Source organism: Armatimonas sp., assembly GCF_964826245.1.
This window is the reverse complement of the sequence record NZ_CBAYMC010000086.1, coordinates 1-15,803: the sequence shown is the minus strand read 5'-3', so window position 1 is coordinate 15,803 and position 15,803 is coordinate 1. Positions and strand designations below refer to the sequence as shown.

14 protein-coding genes and 1 riboswitch are annotated in these 15,803 nt (G+C 59.5%); of the genes, 6 read left to right on the top strand and 8 right to left on the bottom strand.

The window, feature by feature from the left end:
* The 3 genes from dxs to AC1XOS_RS10230 form a co-directional block, all read left to right on the top strand.
* Positions 1-1,695, top strand: a 1,695-nt coding sequence (gene dxs, locus AC1XOS_RS10240) for a 1-deoxy-D-xylulose-5-phosphate synthase (RefSeq protein WP_481962124.1), incomplete at its 5' end; no start/stop codon positions are given.
* Positions 1,694-1,801, top strand: a riboswitch (NiCo riboswitch). (Overlaps the previous gene by 2 nt.)
* 54 nt (positions 1,802-1,855) lie before the next feature.
* Positions 1,856-2,413 carry a QcrA and Rieske domain-containing protein gene (locus AC1XOS_RS10235; RefSeq protein ID WP_481962123.1) on the top strand — a complete coding sequence of 186 codons (558 nt, stop codon included), beginning with the start codon at positions 1,856-1,858 and terminating at the stop codon, positions 2,411-2,413.
* On the top strand, positions 2,414-4,270 hold the full coding sequence (locus tag AC1XOS_RS10230) for a heavy metal translocating P-type ATPase (RefSeq protein WP_481962122.1): 1,857 nt from the start codon (positions 2,414-2,416) through the stop codon (positions 4,268-4,270).
* Here AC1XOS_RS10230 and AC1XOS_RS10225 read toward each other — a convergent pair.
* Positions 4,264-5,109: a PEP-CTERM sorting domain-containing protein gene (locus AC1XOS_RS10225; protein WP_481962121.1), complete on the bottom strand. Its 846-nt coding sequence runs from the start codon at positions 5,107-5,109 to the stop codon at positions 4,264-4,266. The two genes, AC1XOS_RS10230 and AC1XOS_RS10225, sit on opposite strands and share 7 nt — an antisense overlap.
* 93 nt (positions 5,110-5,202) lie before the next feature.
* Here AC1XOS_RS10225 and AC1XOS_RS10220 point away from each other — a divergent pair, with 93 nt between their 5' ends.
* Both AC1XOS_RS10220 and AC1XOS_RS10215 read left to right on the top strand, forming a co-directional pair.
* Entirely contained in the window at positions 5,203-6,645 is a 1,443-nt protein-coding gene (locus AC1XOS_RS10220) for an alpha-L-fucosidase (protein ID WP_481962120.1), read from the top strand.
* A gap of 48 nt (positions 6,646-6,693) precedes the next feature.
* The gene (locus AC1XOS_RS10215) at positions 6,694-7,188 is read left to right on the top strand and encodes a hypothetical protein (RefSeq protein ID WP_481962119.1); all 495 of its coding nucleotides are present in this window, start codon (positions 6,694-6,696) and stop codon (positions 7,186-7,188) included.
* On the opposite strand, the gene AC1XOS_RS10210 is transcribed toward AC1XOS_RS10215, so the two are convergent.
* The 7 genes from AC1XOS_RS10210 to AC1XOS_RS10180 all read right to left on the bottom strand — a co-directional run bounded on the left by AC1XOS_RS10210 (position 7,185) and on the right by AC1XOS_RS10180 (position 14,875).
* Complete coding sequence (locus AC1XOS_RS10210) at positions 7,185-8,237, bottom strand: acyl-CoA dehydrogenase family protein (protein ID WP_481962118.1); 1,053 nt, start codon at positions 8,235-8,237, stop codon at positions 7,185-7,187. The genes AC1XOS_RS10215 and AC1XOS_RS10210 overlap by 4 nt on opposite strands.
* The gene (locus tag AC1XOS_RS10205; protein ID WP_481962117.1) at positions 8,234-9,211 is read right to left on the bottom strand and encodes an LLM class flavin-dependent oxidoreductase; all 978 of its coding nucleotides are present in this window, start codon (positions 9,209-9,211) and stop codon (positions 8,234-8,236) included. The genes AC1XOS_RS10210 and AC1XOS_RS10205 overlap by 4 nt, the downstream gene beginning before the upstream one ends.
* Before the next feature lie 3 nt (positions 9,212-9,214).
* Positions 9,215-9,979 (bottom strand): LOG family protein, encoded by a 765-nt coding sequence (locus AC1XOS_RS10200; RefSeq protein ID WP_481962116.1) that lies wholly within the window; start codon positions 9,977-9,979, stop codon positions 9,215-9,217.
* Between the two features lie 6 nt (positions 9,980-9,985).
* On the bottom strand, positions 9,986-10,438 hold the full coding sequence (locus AC1XOS_RS10195; protein WP_481962115.1) for a redoxin domain-containing protein: 453 nt from the start codon (positions 10,436-10,438) through the stop codon (positions 9,986-9,988).
* Positions 10,439-10,444: 6 nt separating this feature from the next.
* Complete coding sequence (locus tag AC1XOS_RS10190) at positions 10,445-10,996, bottom strand: peroxiredoxin (protein WP_481962114.1); 552 nt, start codon at positions 10,994-10,996, stop codon at positions 10,445-10,447.
* Between the two features lie 81 nt (positions 10,997-11,077).
* Positions 11,078-13,030 (bottom strand): DUF6785 family protein, encoded by a 1,953-nt coding sequence (locus tag AC1XOS_RS10185; RefSeq protein WP_481962113.1) that lies wholly within the window; start codon positions 13,028-13,030, stop codon positions 11,078-11,080.
* A 141-nt stretch (positions 13,031-13,171) separates the two neighbouring features.
* Entirely contained in the window at positions 13,172-14,875 is a 1,704-nt protein-coding gene (locus tag AC1XOS_RS10180) for a R3H domain-containing nucleic acid-binding protein (protein ID WP_481962125.1), read from the bottom strand.
* A 125-nt stretch (positions 14,876-15,000) separates the two neighbouring features.
* Here AC1XOS_RS10180 and AC1XOS_RS10175 point away from each other — a divergent pair.
* Positions 15,001-15,803 (top strand): PDZ domain-containing protein (locus tag AC1XOS_RS10175; protein ID WP_481962112.1); only part of this gene is annotated, 803 nt, incomplete at its 3' end.

The window sequence follows — 15,803 nt, the reverse complement described above, 5'->3', positions numbered from 1 at the left end:
GTGGGGCACCAGTGCTACCCGCACAAGATGCTCACCGGGCGCTGGAAGCAGCTCCACACGATCAAGCAGTACCAGGGAATCTCGGGGTTTCTGCGCCGCGACGAGAGCGAGTACGACTTATTCGGCGCAGGCCACGCCAGCACGTCTCTCTCCGCCGCACTGGGGTTTGCCAAGGCGCGCGACCTGCGTGGCTCGAAAGAGAGCGTGATCGGCATTATCGGCGATGGCTCGCTCACGGGCGGGATGGCGCTGGAGGCCCTGCTCAATATAGGCGACCAGAAGACCAAGATGCTGGTGGTTCTCAACGACAACGAGATGAGTATCGCCGAGAATGTCGGGGCGCTGGCGACCTATCTGGCGAAGCTGCGGCTGATGCCCACCTACCAGAAAGTGGAGAGCACGGTCAAGAAATCGCTCAACAAAGACGGCCTTCTCTACCGCACCGCCGCAGGTGCCAAGCATGCCGCGACCCACTTTACGTCGCCTGCCAACACCGGCCTGTTCTTCGAGGAGCTAGGCTTTCAGTACATTGGCCCCATTGACGGTCACGACACAGACTTTCTGGTTCAGGTGTTCGAGCATGCCAAGCACCTCGATGGCCCCGTTCTGCTCCATGTCCTGACCACCAAGGGCAAGGGCTACGAGCCCGCCGAGAAAGACCAGCGCACCTGGCACGCGACCACGGGCTTCTCGATCGAAGACGGCAAGATGGAGAAGAAGTCCAGTGGCGTCACCTACACCCAGGCCTTTGTCGAGAGCCTGAATGAAGTCGCCGTCAACAATGACAAAGTGGTCGCCATCACCGCCGCCATGCCCGATGGCACGGGCCTGGCCAAGTTCGCCGACAAGTTCCCCAAGCGCTTCTTCGATGTCGGGATCGCGGAGCAGCACGCGGTCACTTTTGCCGCAGGGCTTGCCGCAGAGGGCTTCACGCCCGTCTGCGCGATCTACTCGACGTTCTTGCAGCGCGCCTACGACCAGATTGTCCACGATGTCTGTATCCAGAACCTGCCCGTGGTCTTTGCGATTGACCGTGCGGGGCTTGTCGGGGATGACGGCGCGACGCACCACGGAACCATGGATATCGCCTACCTGCGCTCGATTCCGAACTTGGTGATGCTCTCGCCCAAAGACCCGCAGGAGCTGCGCGAGATGACCAAGTTCGCCCTCGCCTATCGCAAAGGCCCCATCGCCCTGCGCTACCCACGCGGCGGCAGCGAGAACCTCACGGATACGTGCGCCCCGATCCAGCTCGGGCAGTCTGAGACCCTGCGGCGCGGGGACGATATCGGCATTATCACCCTTGGCCCGATTGTGAGCGAGGCGCTCATCGCGGCCAATACACTGGAGACCCAAGGCCACACGGTCGAAGTGCTCAATGCCCGCTGGGTCAAGCCGCTCGATGAAGTGGCGATTCTTGCGCTCGCCCGCCGCACGAAGCGAATCATCACGGTAGAGGACGGCATTCTCGCCGGAGGCTTTGGCAGCGCGATTGTCGAGCTCCTCACCGACCGTGGCCTCACCGACGTGCAAGTCACCCGAATCGGCCTCCCAGATCACTTCGTCGAGCACGGCCCCATCCCCAAGCTCCGCGAGCTCGTCGGAATGGACGCCGCCGCGATTGTCAAAGCCGCTGAGGCGCTCCTGGCAAACTCTGCCGTTCGGGGGATGGCAACGGAGCGAGTGCTCGGATAAAATCTTGACAGATCAGGCGGCTTGCGGGTAGCTCCCGCAAGTGCAGCCGGGCTTCTCCTTAGCAACTACGGAGAGGCAACAGGAAACTAAGCCCTGTGGGACTGACGACTATATCGTTACGTCTCACGGGTCTTTTGCGTTGTGAGACGAGGAGAAAATTATGAAAACGAATCACGAAAAAACAGGCTGCGATCTCTCTCGCCGCCATGCTCTGCAAGTGCTGGTACAAGGCGGCTTTGTTCTGGTCGCGACCGCCATCGGTGGCGGAGAGTCTGAGGCCGCGACCTGGGAGAAAGTGGGAAGTGTCGCGCAGTTCAAGATGGGCGTGCCGCGCCGTATCACGCTCCCCAAAGGCCAGGTAGTCTTTGTGACGCGCCAAGACAGCACCCACTGGCTCGCCCTTTCGGCTCGCTGCACCCACGAAGGCGGCGAGGTACGCTGGAACGCAACCCAGAAGCGCTTTGTCTGCCCCCTCCACGGGGCGAGCTTTGCCGTAACGGGCAAGGATCCACGCGGCGCGGCACGCACCCCGCTGGCGAGCTTTCCCGTACAGCTCAAGGGAACCACAGTCCAGCTAGATACCTCTAGAGTCTCTAGGAGTGCCATGCCGACAAAGGGCAAGGGCCACGAGAAGGGCAAGGGCCATGAAGAGGACGATGAGCATGAGGGCGAGCGGGAGCACGAAGGCAAGAAGCGACACACGAAGGACGACGACTAAATGACAGAGCAAGAGAGGCTCAATCGGGCGCAGCTGGGAATTGCCGTGCTGGCACTGACAGGGATTGCGCTCCACTTGGGCCTGCGCTTCGGATTCCACGCCGCCAAGCTCCCAACCAACCTGCCGCTCTTTATGGTGCTGGCGCTCGGCGGGACTCCCTTAGTCTGGGAGCTCTTGAAAAAGCTCATCAAGCGCGAGTTTGGCTCGGACTTGCTGGCGGGAATCTCGATTGTCACTTCTGTGCTACTAGGTGAGTACTTAGCCGGAGCCTTGGTCGTGCTGATGCTCTCGGGCGGCGAGGCGCTGGAAGCCTATGCGACGAAGAGTGCGTCGTCGGTGCTGCAAGCCCTCGCCAAGCGCATGCCCACGATGGCGCAGCGCAAAGTGGGGGAGAAGCTCACCGAGGTGCCGCTGGCGGAGGTTGTGGTGGGGGACACGCTGGTCGTGTTCCCCCATGCCCTTTGTCCGGTCGATGGCACGGTGCTCGATGGGCATGGGGCAATGGACGAGTCGTATCTAACGGGCGAGCCGTACCAGGTCTCTAAGGCGCCTGGAACCACGGTGCTCTCTGGGGCGATCAATGGCGAGAGCGCGCTCACCATCCGCTGCGATAAACCTGCCCAAGACTCGCGCTACGCCCGGATCATGCAGGTGATGCGCAGCTCCGAGCAGAACCGCCCACACCTGCGCCGGATCGCCGACAAGCTCGGAGCCTGGTACACGCCACTCGCCGTGGGGATCGCGCTCATCGCCTGGCTCCTCACCCACGATCCCCTGCGCTTTCTCGCCGTGATGGTGATCGCCACGCCGTGCCCGCTGCTGATCGCCATCCCCATCGCCATCATCGGCTCGATCTCGCTGGCAGCACGCAAGGGGATTATCATCAAGGACCCGTCGGTGCTGGAGAACCTGAGCACGTGCAAGATCGCGCTCTTCGACAAGACGGGTACGCTCACCTACGGCAAGCCCAAACTTACGGAGTTATTGACCGCGCCGGGCTTTGACAAAGACGAGCTACTGATCTTAGTTGCAAGCCTGGAGCGCTACTCCAAGCACCCGCTCTCTGGTGCCATTCTGGAGGCCGCCGACGAGACGAAGCTCACGCTTCGCGATGCCAGTGAGGTGAAGGAGCTGCCGGGCGATGGGCTCCGAGCAGAAATTTCTGGGCGCAGTGTCCATGTCACGAGCCGCAAGAAGCTCGCTGCACTCTACCCCGAGCAGGCCGCCGCCCTCCCCGAGGCCGTCGCCGGAATGGAGTGCGTCGTCCTTGTGGATAATCTCTACGCGGGGGCGCTACGCTTCCGCGACGAGCCCAGGCCTGAGGGAGCGCACTTTATCCAGCATCTCGCGCCCCGGCATGGGATCAAGCGCGTGCTACTCGTCTCTGGGGATCGTCTGAGCGAAGTTGCCTACCTCGCCGAGCGTGTCGGGATCACCGAGGTCTTCGCCAGCCAGAGCCCGGAGCAAAAGCTAGAGCTCGTCCGCTCCGAGACCAAGAAAGCCCCGACTGTCTTCATGGGCGATGGGATCAACGATGCGCCCGCACTCACGGCCGCCACGGTGGGGATCGCCTTTGGCAATAACTCTGAGATCACAGGCGAGGCCGCCGATGCCGTGATCTTAGACAGCTCGCTGGAAAAAGTGGACGTTCTCATGCACATCGGCCAGCGCATGCGACGCATTGCGCTGCAAAGTGCGGTCGGCGGCATGGTACTCAGTATCATTGGCATGCTCCTCGGAGCCGCTGGGCTTCTCACACCCGTCACGGGCGCTGTTGCACAAGAAATCATAGATGTCCTTGCGGTTCTCAACGCCCTCCGCGCCGCCCTCCCGCCCAAGGTACTCTCGGATTATTGAGGCTGGTGTCGGCGACGGCGTGTGATGAGGCCCGCAAGACCCAGAGCAAGCAAGCTCAGGCTGGCAGGTTCAGGGACGACGGCAAGATTGACGGTGGTGAAGCCAATATCTCGAAAAGACATGACGGTGGTATTGCTGATAAAAGAGTTACTATTGAGCCAGCCTGTCATCAGCTCATCGCGAAAGTCTTTTCCATAGGAGTTGGCAATATTGGGGTTGATTCCCACAATCCCTGTCGGCCCCGCACCGCCGTCTACTTCGTTCCAGTGTCCATTTGCAGTGCCCCCGCCGCCACCGAGCTCAATAGGAACAAAGGTAGCCCCCGCATCAAACTCTGACTGGTAGGCAGCTAAGGCATTGGCTCCCGTGTACTGACCCGTGCCATTCACATAGACCCCATTATTCGTCCACCAGGTTCCCAGCCCCATGACGTGCGCCATCTCATGCAAGATAACAGCATTAAATGTCTCTGTGCTCATACTGCCAACATCGGCGGAATCGAACTCCATAATGCCTGTTGTCGTTAACGTGAAGCCTCCCTGAATGACTCCCGCTGTGGGGCCTGCTTGGCCGAGAACTCCCCCTGCGCCATCTATAAATGGGATGGAGGCATCAATGGTGATTCCCGTGAGAGAAATGCCGGGTTGGTAGCCCGTGACAAGGCTCTCCCAGGTGGCTTTGGCAGTATTGAAAACTGCCTGCTGGGGAGCTGTGACACTGGGATTGAAGTTGAGCGTGATGGTGAAAGTGGCGTGCGCACTTGAAGCGATTAGAACGAGGCTGCAAGTGAGTGCTGTAAGCCGAGACACCGCTCCTTGCTTTTTAAAAAGACGAGACATCAGTTCTACTTTCTAGGCAACAGAGCTACCTGATATAAATATTGGGTTTTTCTCTATTGCAACTTAGATCAAATTTGATGTATCGTGTCTTTCATGAGTACCCATAACGACCTGCCTGCTCCGTATGGCCCTACACCCAGTCCCCGTCAGCTTAAGTGGCATACGCTGGAGACCTATGCGTTTCTGCACTTTACGACCAATACCTTCACGGATAAAGAGTGGGGCTATGGCGACGAGAGCCCGAGTATCTTCAATCCCACGCAGTTTAGTGCCAAGCAGATTATCAGCTCCCTTAAAGCCGCCGGACTGAAGGCGGCGATCCTGACGTGCAAGCACCATGATGGCTTTTGTCTCTGGCCGACCAAGACTACCAAGCACAACATCAGCGCCAGCCCCTACAGAAATGGCAAGGGCGATATTGTCGGGGAGCTGGCGCGGGAGTGTCAGAAGCAAGGGCTGAAGTTTGGGGTCTACCTCTCGCCTTGGGATCGCAACAACGCGCTCTATGGCAGCTCAGACTATGTCACGAAGATCTATCGAGAGCAGCTCCGTGAGCTTCTGACTTGGTACGGACCGATCTTTGAGACCTGGCACGATGGTGCCAACGGCGGCGATGGCTACTACGGTGGCAAGCGTGAGTCCCGGCAGATTGATCGGACAACCTACTACGACTGGCCCACCACGTGGCAGCTCATCCGGGAGCTCCAGCCCGATGCCTGTGTCTGGAGCGACATCGGCTGGGACGCCCGCTGGGTCGGAACCGAGCGCGGGTTCGCGGGCGACCCATGCTGGCACACGATCACCATTGGCCCCAAAGATGGCGTCGGGCAGATGGATGAGAAAAAATTGCTCTCGGGCGAGCGCAATGGCAAGTCCTGGATTCCCGCCGAAGTAGATTTTTCGATACGGCCCGGCTGGTTCTGGCACGAGGCGCAGAATAAGTTGGTCAAGAGCCCGGCGCAGCTCATGACGCACTATCTGGAGTCGGTCGGGCGTGGTGCCTCGATGTTGCTGAATATCCCGCCAGATCGTCGCGGCCTGGTGCACGAGCTAGACGCTAGCAGCCTGAAAATCTTTGGGGAGCATCTCAAGAAGACGTTTACGAAGAACCTCGCTATCGGTGCAAAGGTTACGGCATCGAACACGCGCCATGGCTCGGATCCCAAGCACCTACTGGATGGGAGCAGGGAGACAGCCTGGTACACAGATGACCCCGTGCTCACGCCAGAGCTCACGCTTGAGCTAGGCCGCCCGAAAACATTCAATATCATCCGGCTCCGTGAAGCGATTGCACTCGGCCAGCGCATAGACGAAGCCGCGATTGACATTTGGCAAGATGATAGCTGGGTGGAAGTTGCCAAAGCCCAGTCCATCGGCTCCTGTAGGCTCTGGCGCATCCCAACCACCACGACCGACAAAGTGCGGATCCGCGTGACAAAAGCAGCCGCCTGCCCGGCGCTCTCAGACTTTGGGCTATTTATAGAACCGCCCATGCCCGCTTGGAGCGCGAAAATAAGCTCTGTAGCGCTCCCATAACGCAGGCAGGCTCTACTGTTTCTATTGAACTGAGAGGAATCTAATCCCATGTTTTTTGCACCCTACCTTGCGCTTCTAGCGTTAAGCTCTTCACAAGACCCTGCTGTCTCTAAACCAAAAGCTGATCCGTTTGAGGCGACGATCAAGGCGACGAAGTATGCCTACAAACTTGATAAAGATGGCGACTACAGTGTTGAGATTCAGTGGGACGATGAGAAGCGCTCGCAGCTGATCTTTATTCGGGGAGCGGTTGAGAAAATTACGGAGCCTATGACCACGGAAGTGGCGACGCGTGAAGTCTGGTCGGTGTGCTGGAAAGGCAAGGAACGGCCTAGCGCGGAGGTACTAGAGAAGCTGCTCACCAAGCACTACAAGTTCGGTGCGTTTCAAGTCGAGAAGGGTGAGGGCGGAGCTTGGAGCGCCTACTACCGGGTGGACATCCCCGGCAACGCCTCTTCCGCCTATATCCGTCAGGCCATTCGCATTGCCGCCGAAGCCGCTGACAATATGGAAAAAGAGCTGCTCGGCACCGACGAGTTCTAGGACAGTCGTGCTAGCCTTGTGACGGTGCCTTGCAGAATCTCGCTGGTTTGCTGAAAAAGTGTGTAGAACATTGCCTCGCGCATCCGGCGCTGGGCGGGGTGATCCAGGCTGTTGGCCCCACCCGATGCCGCTGCCACTCCCGTGTGGGCTGCGCGGACGCCTAGCTCGATGGCCCAAGTGCGTGCCTGAAGGGCGTGTTCGCGCCACTCGGGTGCGGACTTATCGCTACCACTGAGCGTAAAACAACGCTCGCGGCACTGCTCAAGCTCGGTCTGGAGGGCATCGGCAGCTTGGGAGAGCACGGGGAAGGGCTTCTTTGTGGCAAGCTGTCTGAGAAGGGCAATACTGCCTCGTGTAACGCCTAGCATCGGGGCGACATTGCTGCATAAATTGGCCGTGTCGCTGGCGGCGAGCTGCTCGGGTGAGCCGTCGCGCACCCAGTCGGACGTGGGGACAAAGAGATCGGTGAGGGTGGCCTCGACAGTCTCTGTAGCCCCCATCGCGCAGAGAGGCAGAGGCGTGGAGACTTGCTGATGCTTGTCTTCACGCGCTGGGACGTAGAGATAGATATGCCGTCCGTCGGGCAGGTGTGCCCCGTAGATCGTCGCCGAAAGAGTAGGCCAGCCCGTGACCCACGGCGCGACGCCACTAAGAAGCCAGCCACCGGGAACTGGTGTGGCCCGGAGCATCGGCTGAGGGCGGCGCAGGTGGCCAAACCCTACCCCGACATAGTGCTTTCCCATGATCATCTCCGCCAGAAAGCGCTCCCGCAGGGCTGTGTTACTGCTGCTGGCGATCTGTCCGCACGAGCCTAGATGCTGTGTCAGGATAAAATACGTCGTCCCACACGCCGCGCAGAGCAGCTCCACAAAAGCCCGACGAAAGGCATCGCTGCCAAACGTCCCATCGGCAAGCCCAGCGGCGGCGAGCGCCTCTAAGTTCTCACGTGGCACCTGCCCACTCCGGTCCACGCGCTCGGCGTTGGGCTCCAAAAGCGTGTCACAAATCCGCCGGGCCTCGGAAAGGCGGGAAGTCTCTTGCTCTGTCACGGTGAGAGTGTACCCAGTGCGGGGCGTACTGCCTCTGCGAGATGGCAGATCGTGCGACGAATCTGTTCTGGCGTGAGGCCCGCCCAGCTCGGCTCTAGGTTGATCACATCGAAGTCCGTCTCGGCGCGGAGCGTCGCGATCTGCCTCGCCACGCTCTCCGGGCCACCGACCAGAAAGTTAATCGGATGTCCGCAGAGAGCGTACGGGTCGCCTGGCTCAGGTGTCTCCGCGGGAATCTTGCCCTCGCTACGAAAGCGCCGCCAGAGCGTCCGAAGTGCGGGCTCTAGCTCCGCGATTGCCGTGGCATCGTCAACACCAACATAGACGGGGCGGTTGGCCGCAATCAGGCCCGTGCCACCCGCGTCTAAATACGCCTGACGGTACTGTTTATACTGCTCGGGGGTGCGCAGATGAGAGTACATCATGTTCACCCCGAGCCTTCCGGCGTTCTGCGCACTTCCGACACTATTGACCGCCTGCCAGCTCCGGGTGTGGAGCGTTGGACTTGCTTTCGGCAGGCTCTCCGAATCATGCCAGCTCGCCAGAATCTGCCCCAGCGCCTCGGCAAAGTGGGCGTGGCGCTCTTGTTCAGACACGAGCTCTTTACCAAAGAGCACGGACTCCGTAGGAGAGCTGCCACTGCCAAAGCCGGGCGCGAGCCTCTCCCGCATGAGTAGATCCGCGACCACACTCTGCTCCGCGATAGCCAGCGGATGGTGAAGATTCAGGCAGATAATCGCCGTCCCAAGCTGAATCTGTTTTGTCTGTGATGCCAGATGCAGCGCCAGGAGCATCGGCCATGGGAGATGGCCATAGTGCACATAGCGGTGGTGCTCGCTGAACCAGTAGTAGTCAAAGCCCAGTGTGTCGGCGAGGCGCACGTAGCCCGCCACCTCCTCGTAGACCTCCGCCGAGGGACGCTCCTGTGGGGCTTCGATATGGTCGAGTAGTGCAAATCGTAGAGGAGTGGGCATGGCTTAGGAGAACGGGTAGGGCGCGTAGACCTTTGCGGTCTCCTGCCGTGCTTTTTCCTCGCGCTCTTCCTGATCCGACTCCCCCCGAACCGCGTGGACGATAATATCGCGCACTTCTTCGGGGGAGTCTACCAGGTAGAACAAGTTCATATCATTAGGGCTAATCTTTCCATCTACCAGTACCGTGTTTCGTAGCCACTCGACCAAGCCGCCCCAGAACGCAGTGCCTACCAGAATCACGGGGAAGTTGTGGATCTTGCCCGTTTGGATAAGCGTGAGGGATTCCATCAGCTCGTCTAGTGTGCCAAAGCCACCAGGGAAGATCACAAAGGCTTGGGCGTAGCGCACCAGCATGGTCTTTCGTACAAAGAAGTAGTGGAAGTCAATCGTCTCGGTGCAGTAGGGGTTGATGTGCTGCTCAAAGGGAAGCTCGATATTGAGCCCGACGCTCTCGACATTGGCCTCGCTTGCGCCTTTGTTGCCCGCCTCCATGATCCCAGGCCCGCCCCCGGTAATAATATTAAAACCCGCCTCGCCCAGAAGCCGTGCCGTGTCAACCGTCGCAAGATACTGCGGATCATCGGGCTTGGTGCGCGCCGAGCCAAAGATGGTGACGGCAGGGCCAAGGTCGCCGAGGGCATCGAAGCCCTGGACAAACTCGCTCTGGATACGCAGGACACGCCACGAATCGGTCGGCCAGGCCTCGCCACGGTGTGGGCGCTGGGGTGTGAGCAGGTGCTCATCACGAGTTGATTTCAGTTTTTTCATAGTTCGTTACTGAGGAAACAGGCGCGCCAGTGCGCCCGCGAGCACATCGGCGGCGGCTTGGCCAGCGCCGCGGCTCTTAAGGTTGCCGTCGGCGTCGAAGAGAAAGTAGTAGGGCACCCAGGCTTGGTCGTTGCCAAATGCCTCAGTGAGCTTGTGCTCATTGTCTATGGCGCAGGGCTCGGTGATGGAGAACTGCTCCAGTGCGGCCTCGACTTTTGAAATATCGGTCTCATCTTCCTCGCGCGGCATGTGAACGGCGATGACTTTCAGTCCTTGTGGACCATACGTCTCTTTCCACTCTTTCAGGCGCGGGAGATTGCCTTTACAAATATAGCAAGAGAGCGACCAGAAATGGATCAAGACGGGCGAGCCGAGAAGAGACTCTCGGCTCACGTCGCCATTGCGCCACTCGGTCGCGCCGGTAAGCTCCGGCAGCGGGGAACCGGTTCGCAGGGGCATAGAAACTTAGCTTCCCGGCGTCAGGTTCTTGACACCTGGCTTCCAGTTAGCGGCGCAGAGCCCACCGGACTGGAACGCCTGAAGCGTACGCAGAACTTCGTCCACGTTGCGCCCCACGTTGTTGGCGTTGATCGTGGAGTGTTGCACCACGCCATTGGGGTCAATGATAAACAGACCACGGAGCGAGTGCCCAGCCTCCTCGATCAGCACGCCGTAGCTGGCCGCGATCTCGCGCGTCATGTCGGCGATAATCGGGTAGTTCGTTCCCGCAATTCCATTCTGGTCGCGGGGCGTGCGCACCCAAGCGCGGTGGGAGTAGACTGAGTCGGTCGAAGCGCCGAGAATCTCGCAGTCAACGTCCTGGAACTCTTCCAGGCGATCTGCGAGCGCTAGAATCTCGGTCGGGCAGATAAACGTAAAGTCGAGCGGGTACCAGAAAAAGACCAGCCACTTGCCTCGGTAGTCCGAGAGGGAGATATTCTTGATCGGGTCAGCAGCGCCATCGCCCGGAAAAGCGGCGGGTGCGGTAAAGTCAGGTGCGGGTTTACCAACGAGCATGTTAAAAACTATCCTTATAGGTTTTGGGCACGAAGCCCTGTTTGAACGACTCTATTTTACCCGCTTGAGTTCCCAAAAACGTTAGTTGGGCATGACCATGTAGCCGACATTGGTGGCGTAGCCGAGGCCGACCCAGATGGCGGAGTTGATAACATCGCCCAGAACGAGGCCCAGGAAAAATGGCAGAAAGAACTGGTAGCCTTTCATGCCGCCGTAGCGCTGGATGATACTTTTGGCAAACCAGCCGATAAAGAGCGAGAGCCAGAGCATCTTAATCGCCCAGACACCCGCGCAGAGAATCCCGATGGGGTGGACGCCGAAGTTGAACTGCGCCCGCAGGATCAGCAGCCCCAGAAAGACCACAAAGCCCGTGAGCAGGTGCAGGCCATTGCTGAGATCGCCCTTAAACGGGACAGAGGCCGCGCCACCGAGGAAGTTTAGCGGCTTCTCGGGGCTCCACTTGTAGGTAAAGAGATTGTTGAGCGAGTTGCCACCGCCGTTGTAGTAGGGCAGTGCCAGGCTGGCGTAGAGTGAGACGGCGAACGCCAGGAGAACCGTCACGATCATGGCTGTCATCAGAGGGCGTGTGTTTTTAGGGGCAACCTCGGTGGTCTTGGCACCCATCATCACGGAGGGCGCGAGCATCTCGCGGGGGTCGAAGAGGAACATGGTCTCCCAGCGGGTCATCGTGAAAAGCTCGCTGGTCTTAAACGGCGCGGTGCCAAAGAGAAACGAGAAGATGTCAATGGAGCCATAGGGCTGGGCCATGAACACAAGGCCCGCCTGACAGACCGCCCAGGAGATCGTGATCAGCCCTAGTGTCATGGTGACCAGCGAGACCAGGGTCAGTAGGATCGAGACACCGGCCATGGTCAGCCAGAGAGCAATTCCCCCGTAGGCGATAAACAGACAGATCAGTGCCGTGCGGTAGGAGAGCAGCTCCCCCGAGTCGTCAATGTCCTTGGCACGGGGGCCACCCAGCGCTTTTTCCACAATATCACTAAAGTGCCGCCGCCCCGTCCAGAGAGTCCAGAGCACCAGAGCAATCCCGCCGCCGTAGGCTTGGAGTGCGGAGAAGTTGGTATCGCTGTAGCCCTGTGGCCCCGGCATGAGCCAGTTGTAGAACCCACAGAGCATCACCTGCGCCTTGAAGACCAAAAAGAAGAACCAGAGCGAGAAGCAGACCTCAGCAGGGAGCAAGTAGGCGATTCCTACCACCATAAGAAGAATTCGTGCCGGAAACCAGCCAATCAGGTTCCATGGGCGCACGGTGAGAAAGTCATTGAAGGACCACTCTAAGTTAATATCGGGGATCGAGGGGTAGAGCAGGTGCAGGCCCTTGATTGTGTGGATGATGGTACTAAAGAGCACCCCGCCCCAGAGCACCGGGTTGCGGAAAAAGGCATTCACTTTCCGCCCCGGCTCCGGGTCCTCGGCGATCATGAGAGGGAGGGTGACGAGAGGAAAGGAGAACTTCTCATTCTCCACCCACTGGCGGCGCAGGAGAGAGCAGCTCGCAAAAGTGGCCAGCAGAAAGAGCATCGCTAGCATTCCCCAGAAAAAGAGCGGTCCGCGCCACGCCTCCCAGGGAATCCGCTCCTCGCCCTTGTGGTAGCCGTTGAAAAACGCATCGGCGGCGGCTTTGTCCTGAAACTGAGTCCACTTGGGAAGCTGGTTTAGAAACTTCTGCTCCCAGTTGTTCGTGTCGTCGGCGAAGGCTTTGTGGGCGACGATCTCGGGGATAAAGTAGCGCATCATCCCCGACGACGGTATCCCCGATGCCACGAGAATCAGTGTCCAGATCGTCAGAAGCTCCCCGCGCTGGAACACGGCCTTGGGCGCGACCGTGCGCAGTAAGGCATTGATGGCGAAGGCAAAGACAAACAGAATAAAGAGCGCCCCAATGGGAAACTGCGTTCCCGCAATGTAGGTCGCCGCTACCTTGAAGTCGTTGTAGGGCGTCACCGCTGCAAAGAACAAAGCAAAAGCGATCCCAATAAAGAGAGCACGCGGCGTCACAGCACGTTGGTTCACAGACGCATTATACAGGATGGGTTATTAGAGCCGAAGGCAAACCAAAAAGTAAAGGCCACATCCCAGCCCGACAAAGGCTTTGCGACCCAGCCGCTCTTCCAGGGCTGATGAGACTCACGGGTTCCCGTGAGCCTTCATATTTTAAACGGCTATGCTGGGCAAGATCTTCAGACGCCGCCGTGGTTCGACGCCGATGGACTCGCTGCCCAGCTCGGCGCGTTCCACTAATTGATGTTGCAAGCGCCGGACATACGCATTTTGTGGCGCAAGCTCGACGGCCTCGCCGGTGGCTTGCACATGCTCAATGGCATCTGAGGCTTCGGAGATCGCGGCCTCTTCATCGGTGGGGAGCACCGTGGGCTGGAGGCCGAAGACCTCACGAAGCGCACTCTCGATCTGGATGTAGGTGTTGCTACGGACGATATAGGTCGGGATGTTCTTGCCCCGTGCCTCGTGGAGCTTGGCAGGCTCCCGGCGCGACGTGGCCTTGAGCGCGACAATCAGATCCGCATCTTTCATGTCCCTAGCCACGACTCCTGGCACGCGAAGATTGACCATCGCCCGCTCTAGGCGGGAGCGGGAGACGCCGTAGGGGAACAGGTGAACGGTTTTACCCTCCTGACGGAAGCTTTTGCGCTCCGTACCCGTCCCACGCTCTGAACCCATCCCAGAGCCCATCCCAGAGCCCATCCCCCGGCTCCTTCCCTGTTCCAAGGAAGGGGAGTAAGGGGTAGGTTCTGGGTCAAAGGTCATTCCATACGTGCCGCCGGTCTGTTCCCCCGGACGGTCCGGGGGGAGCTCGGCTTTCTGCACGACCTCGACAATGCCACCCGTGTTGCGGACGCGAATCTCGGGGCGCGGGAGCTGGCCACGGAGCATCTTGTCCACCACTTTGGCAACATCGTGGTGGATGGCGAGCTTATCCACTTCCAGGATCTCGATAATCACCTCGAAAGTCGGAGGGGCTTTGCGCTCCAGCACCGTTTTCTGGGAGCCACGCCGCTTGGCCTCTTCATCGCCCAGGGTCACGGTCTGGATACCACCAACTAAGTCTGAGAGGGTCGGGTTGAGCAGCAAGTTCTCCAGGGTATTGCCGTGCGCTGTTCCTACAAGCTGGACGCCTCGCTCCGCGATCGTGCGGGCGGCGAAGGCTTCCTGCTCAGTGCCGATCTCGTCTATCACGATCACCTGTGGCATGTGGTTCTCGACGGCTTCGATCATCACCGCATGCTGCTCCTCAGGCCGCTTGACCTGCATGCGCCGCGAGCGACCAATCGCTGGGTGCGGGATGTCACCATCACCCGCGATCTCATTGGACGTGTCCACGATCACGACGCGCTTGCGAAACTCTGCGGAGAGAATACGGGCCACTTCGCGCAGCTTGGTGGTCTTGCCCACACCGGGGCGGCCCAGCATGAGAATAGACTTCCCGCTCTCGACAATGTCCCGGATAATGTCCACGGTGCCATAGACCGCGCGGCCAATACGCAGCGTCAGCCCGATCACATGATCGCCACGGTTGCGGATGCAGGAGATGCGGTGGAGCGTGCGCTCGATCCCGGCGCGGTTGTCGAAGCCAAAGTCCGAGATACGGCTGGTGATATGGGCAATATCGTCCAGGGTCACCTCGTTGGCCGGATCTAGGGGATCGTCACTGGCAGGCAGGAGCTCGATCTGGAGGTTGTTGCCAAAGCGCGCCTCCGCAGGGCGACCTAGGTCAAGCACCAGCTCCAAAAGATCGGAGTGCTCCTCTAAGTGCGGCGCAAGAGCGGCGAGCACCCGCTCCGGTAAGACGGCGAGGATTTGATCCAGGTTGTCTGTGATCTCTCGCTTGGCGAGAACAATATTTTCGTGCAATTCTATTTCGATCTCTTTTGAGGGCGAGACCTGGCCTCTTTCAGTAGTCACAACATTATACCGCCGCCCACCCCCTGTTTGTTAAACTTTGTTGCACGATACAATGAATCCCTATGGCCCTAACCCTTCCCGTCGCGACCCATGAGCGTCTTGAGCATCTTGAGCGCCGCTCGCCACTGCCTCGCAATGCAATCGAGGCGCTTGATGCGGGCAGTATCGCCGAAGAGGCAGGGCTGCAAGTCGGGGATGTGGTGCTCTCGGTCAATGGCCACCCACTCACCGATGTCGTGGACTGGCGCTTCTACTCCGCTGCTGAGGAAGTGACTCTGGCGATCAAGCGCGGCGACGACCTGCTGAATGTTTTCATCGAGACAGGCTTCGACCAGCCTCTCGGAATTACGTTCTCCGAGGATTTGTTCGACCGTATGCACATCTGCAAGAACAAGTGCGTCTTTTGCTTTCTCTACCAGCAGCCCAAGGGCCTGCGCCCCAGCCTCTACGTGAAAGACGACGACTTCCGGCTCTCGTTTCTGCACAGCAACTACGTCACGCTGACCAACCTCAAGCCGGGCGAGCTAGACCGCATCTGTGAGCAGCGCCTCTCGCCGCTCTATGTCTCGGTTCACGCCACCGACCCGGAGGCGCGTGGTAAGATTCTGGGTCGCCGTGGCCCCGAGCCGATCCTGCCGATCTTGGAGCGGCTGGTCGAGGCCCGGATTCAGATCCACGCGCAAGTGGTGCTGGTGCCGCACTACAACGACGGCGACGTGTTCTTCCAGACGATCACCGATCTCGCCAATCTCCACCCGAAGAAGCGCGGCGCGTTCGGTGGGATTATCTCTGTGGCGGTTGTCCCAATTGGCATCACGCAGTTTCGAGAGCGCCTCGCGCCGGTCGAGACCTGGAACGGCGAGCA

What these genes read in the sequence shown, in the direction of transcription:
- AC1XOS_RS10215 (WP_481962119.1), top strand. Translation starts at nt 6,694, where the DNA reads ATGTTTTTTGCACCCTACCTTGCGCTTCTAGCGTTAAGCTCTTCACAA.
- AC1XOS_RS10195 (WP_481962115.1), bottom strand. Translation starts at nt 10,438, where the DNA reads ATGCCCCTGCGAACCGGTTCCCCGCTGCCGGAGCTTACCGGCGCGACC.
- AC1XOS_RS10225 (WP_481962121.1), bottom strand. Translation starts at nt 5,109, where the DNA reads ATGTCTCGTCTTTTTAAAAAGCAAGGAGCGGTGTCTCGGCTTACAGCA.
- AC1XOS_RS10190 (WP_481962114.1), bottom strand. Translation starts at nt 10,996, where the DNA reads ATGCTCGTTGGTAAACCCGCACCTGACTTTACCGCACCCGCCGCTTTT.
- AC1XOS_RS10205 (WP_481962117.1), bottom strand. Translation starts at nt 9,211, where the DNA reads ATGCCCACTCCTCTACGATTTGCACTACTCGACCATATCGAAGCCCCA.
- AC1XOS_RS10230 (WP_481962122.1), top strand. Translation starts at nt 2,414, where the DNA reads ATGACAGAGCAAGAGAGGCTCAATCGGGCGCAGCTGGGAATTGCCGTG.
- AC1XOS_RS10220 (WP_481962120.1), top strand. Translation starts at nt 5,203, where the DNA reads ATGAGTACCCATAACGACCTGCCTGCTCCGTATGGCCCTACACCCAGT.
- AC1XOS_RS10235 (WP_481962123.1), top strand. Translation starts at nt 1,856, where the DNA reads ATGAAAACGAATCACGAAAAAACAGGCTGCGATCTCTCTCGCCGCCAT.
- AC1XOS_RS10200 (WP_481962116.1), bottom strand. Translation starts at nt 9,979, where the DNA reads ATGAAAAAACTGAAATCAACTCGTGATGAGCACCTGCTCACACCCCAG.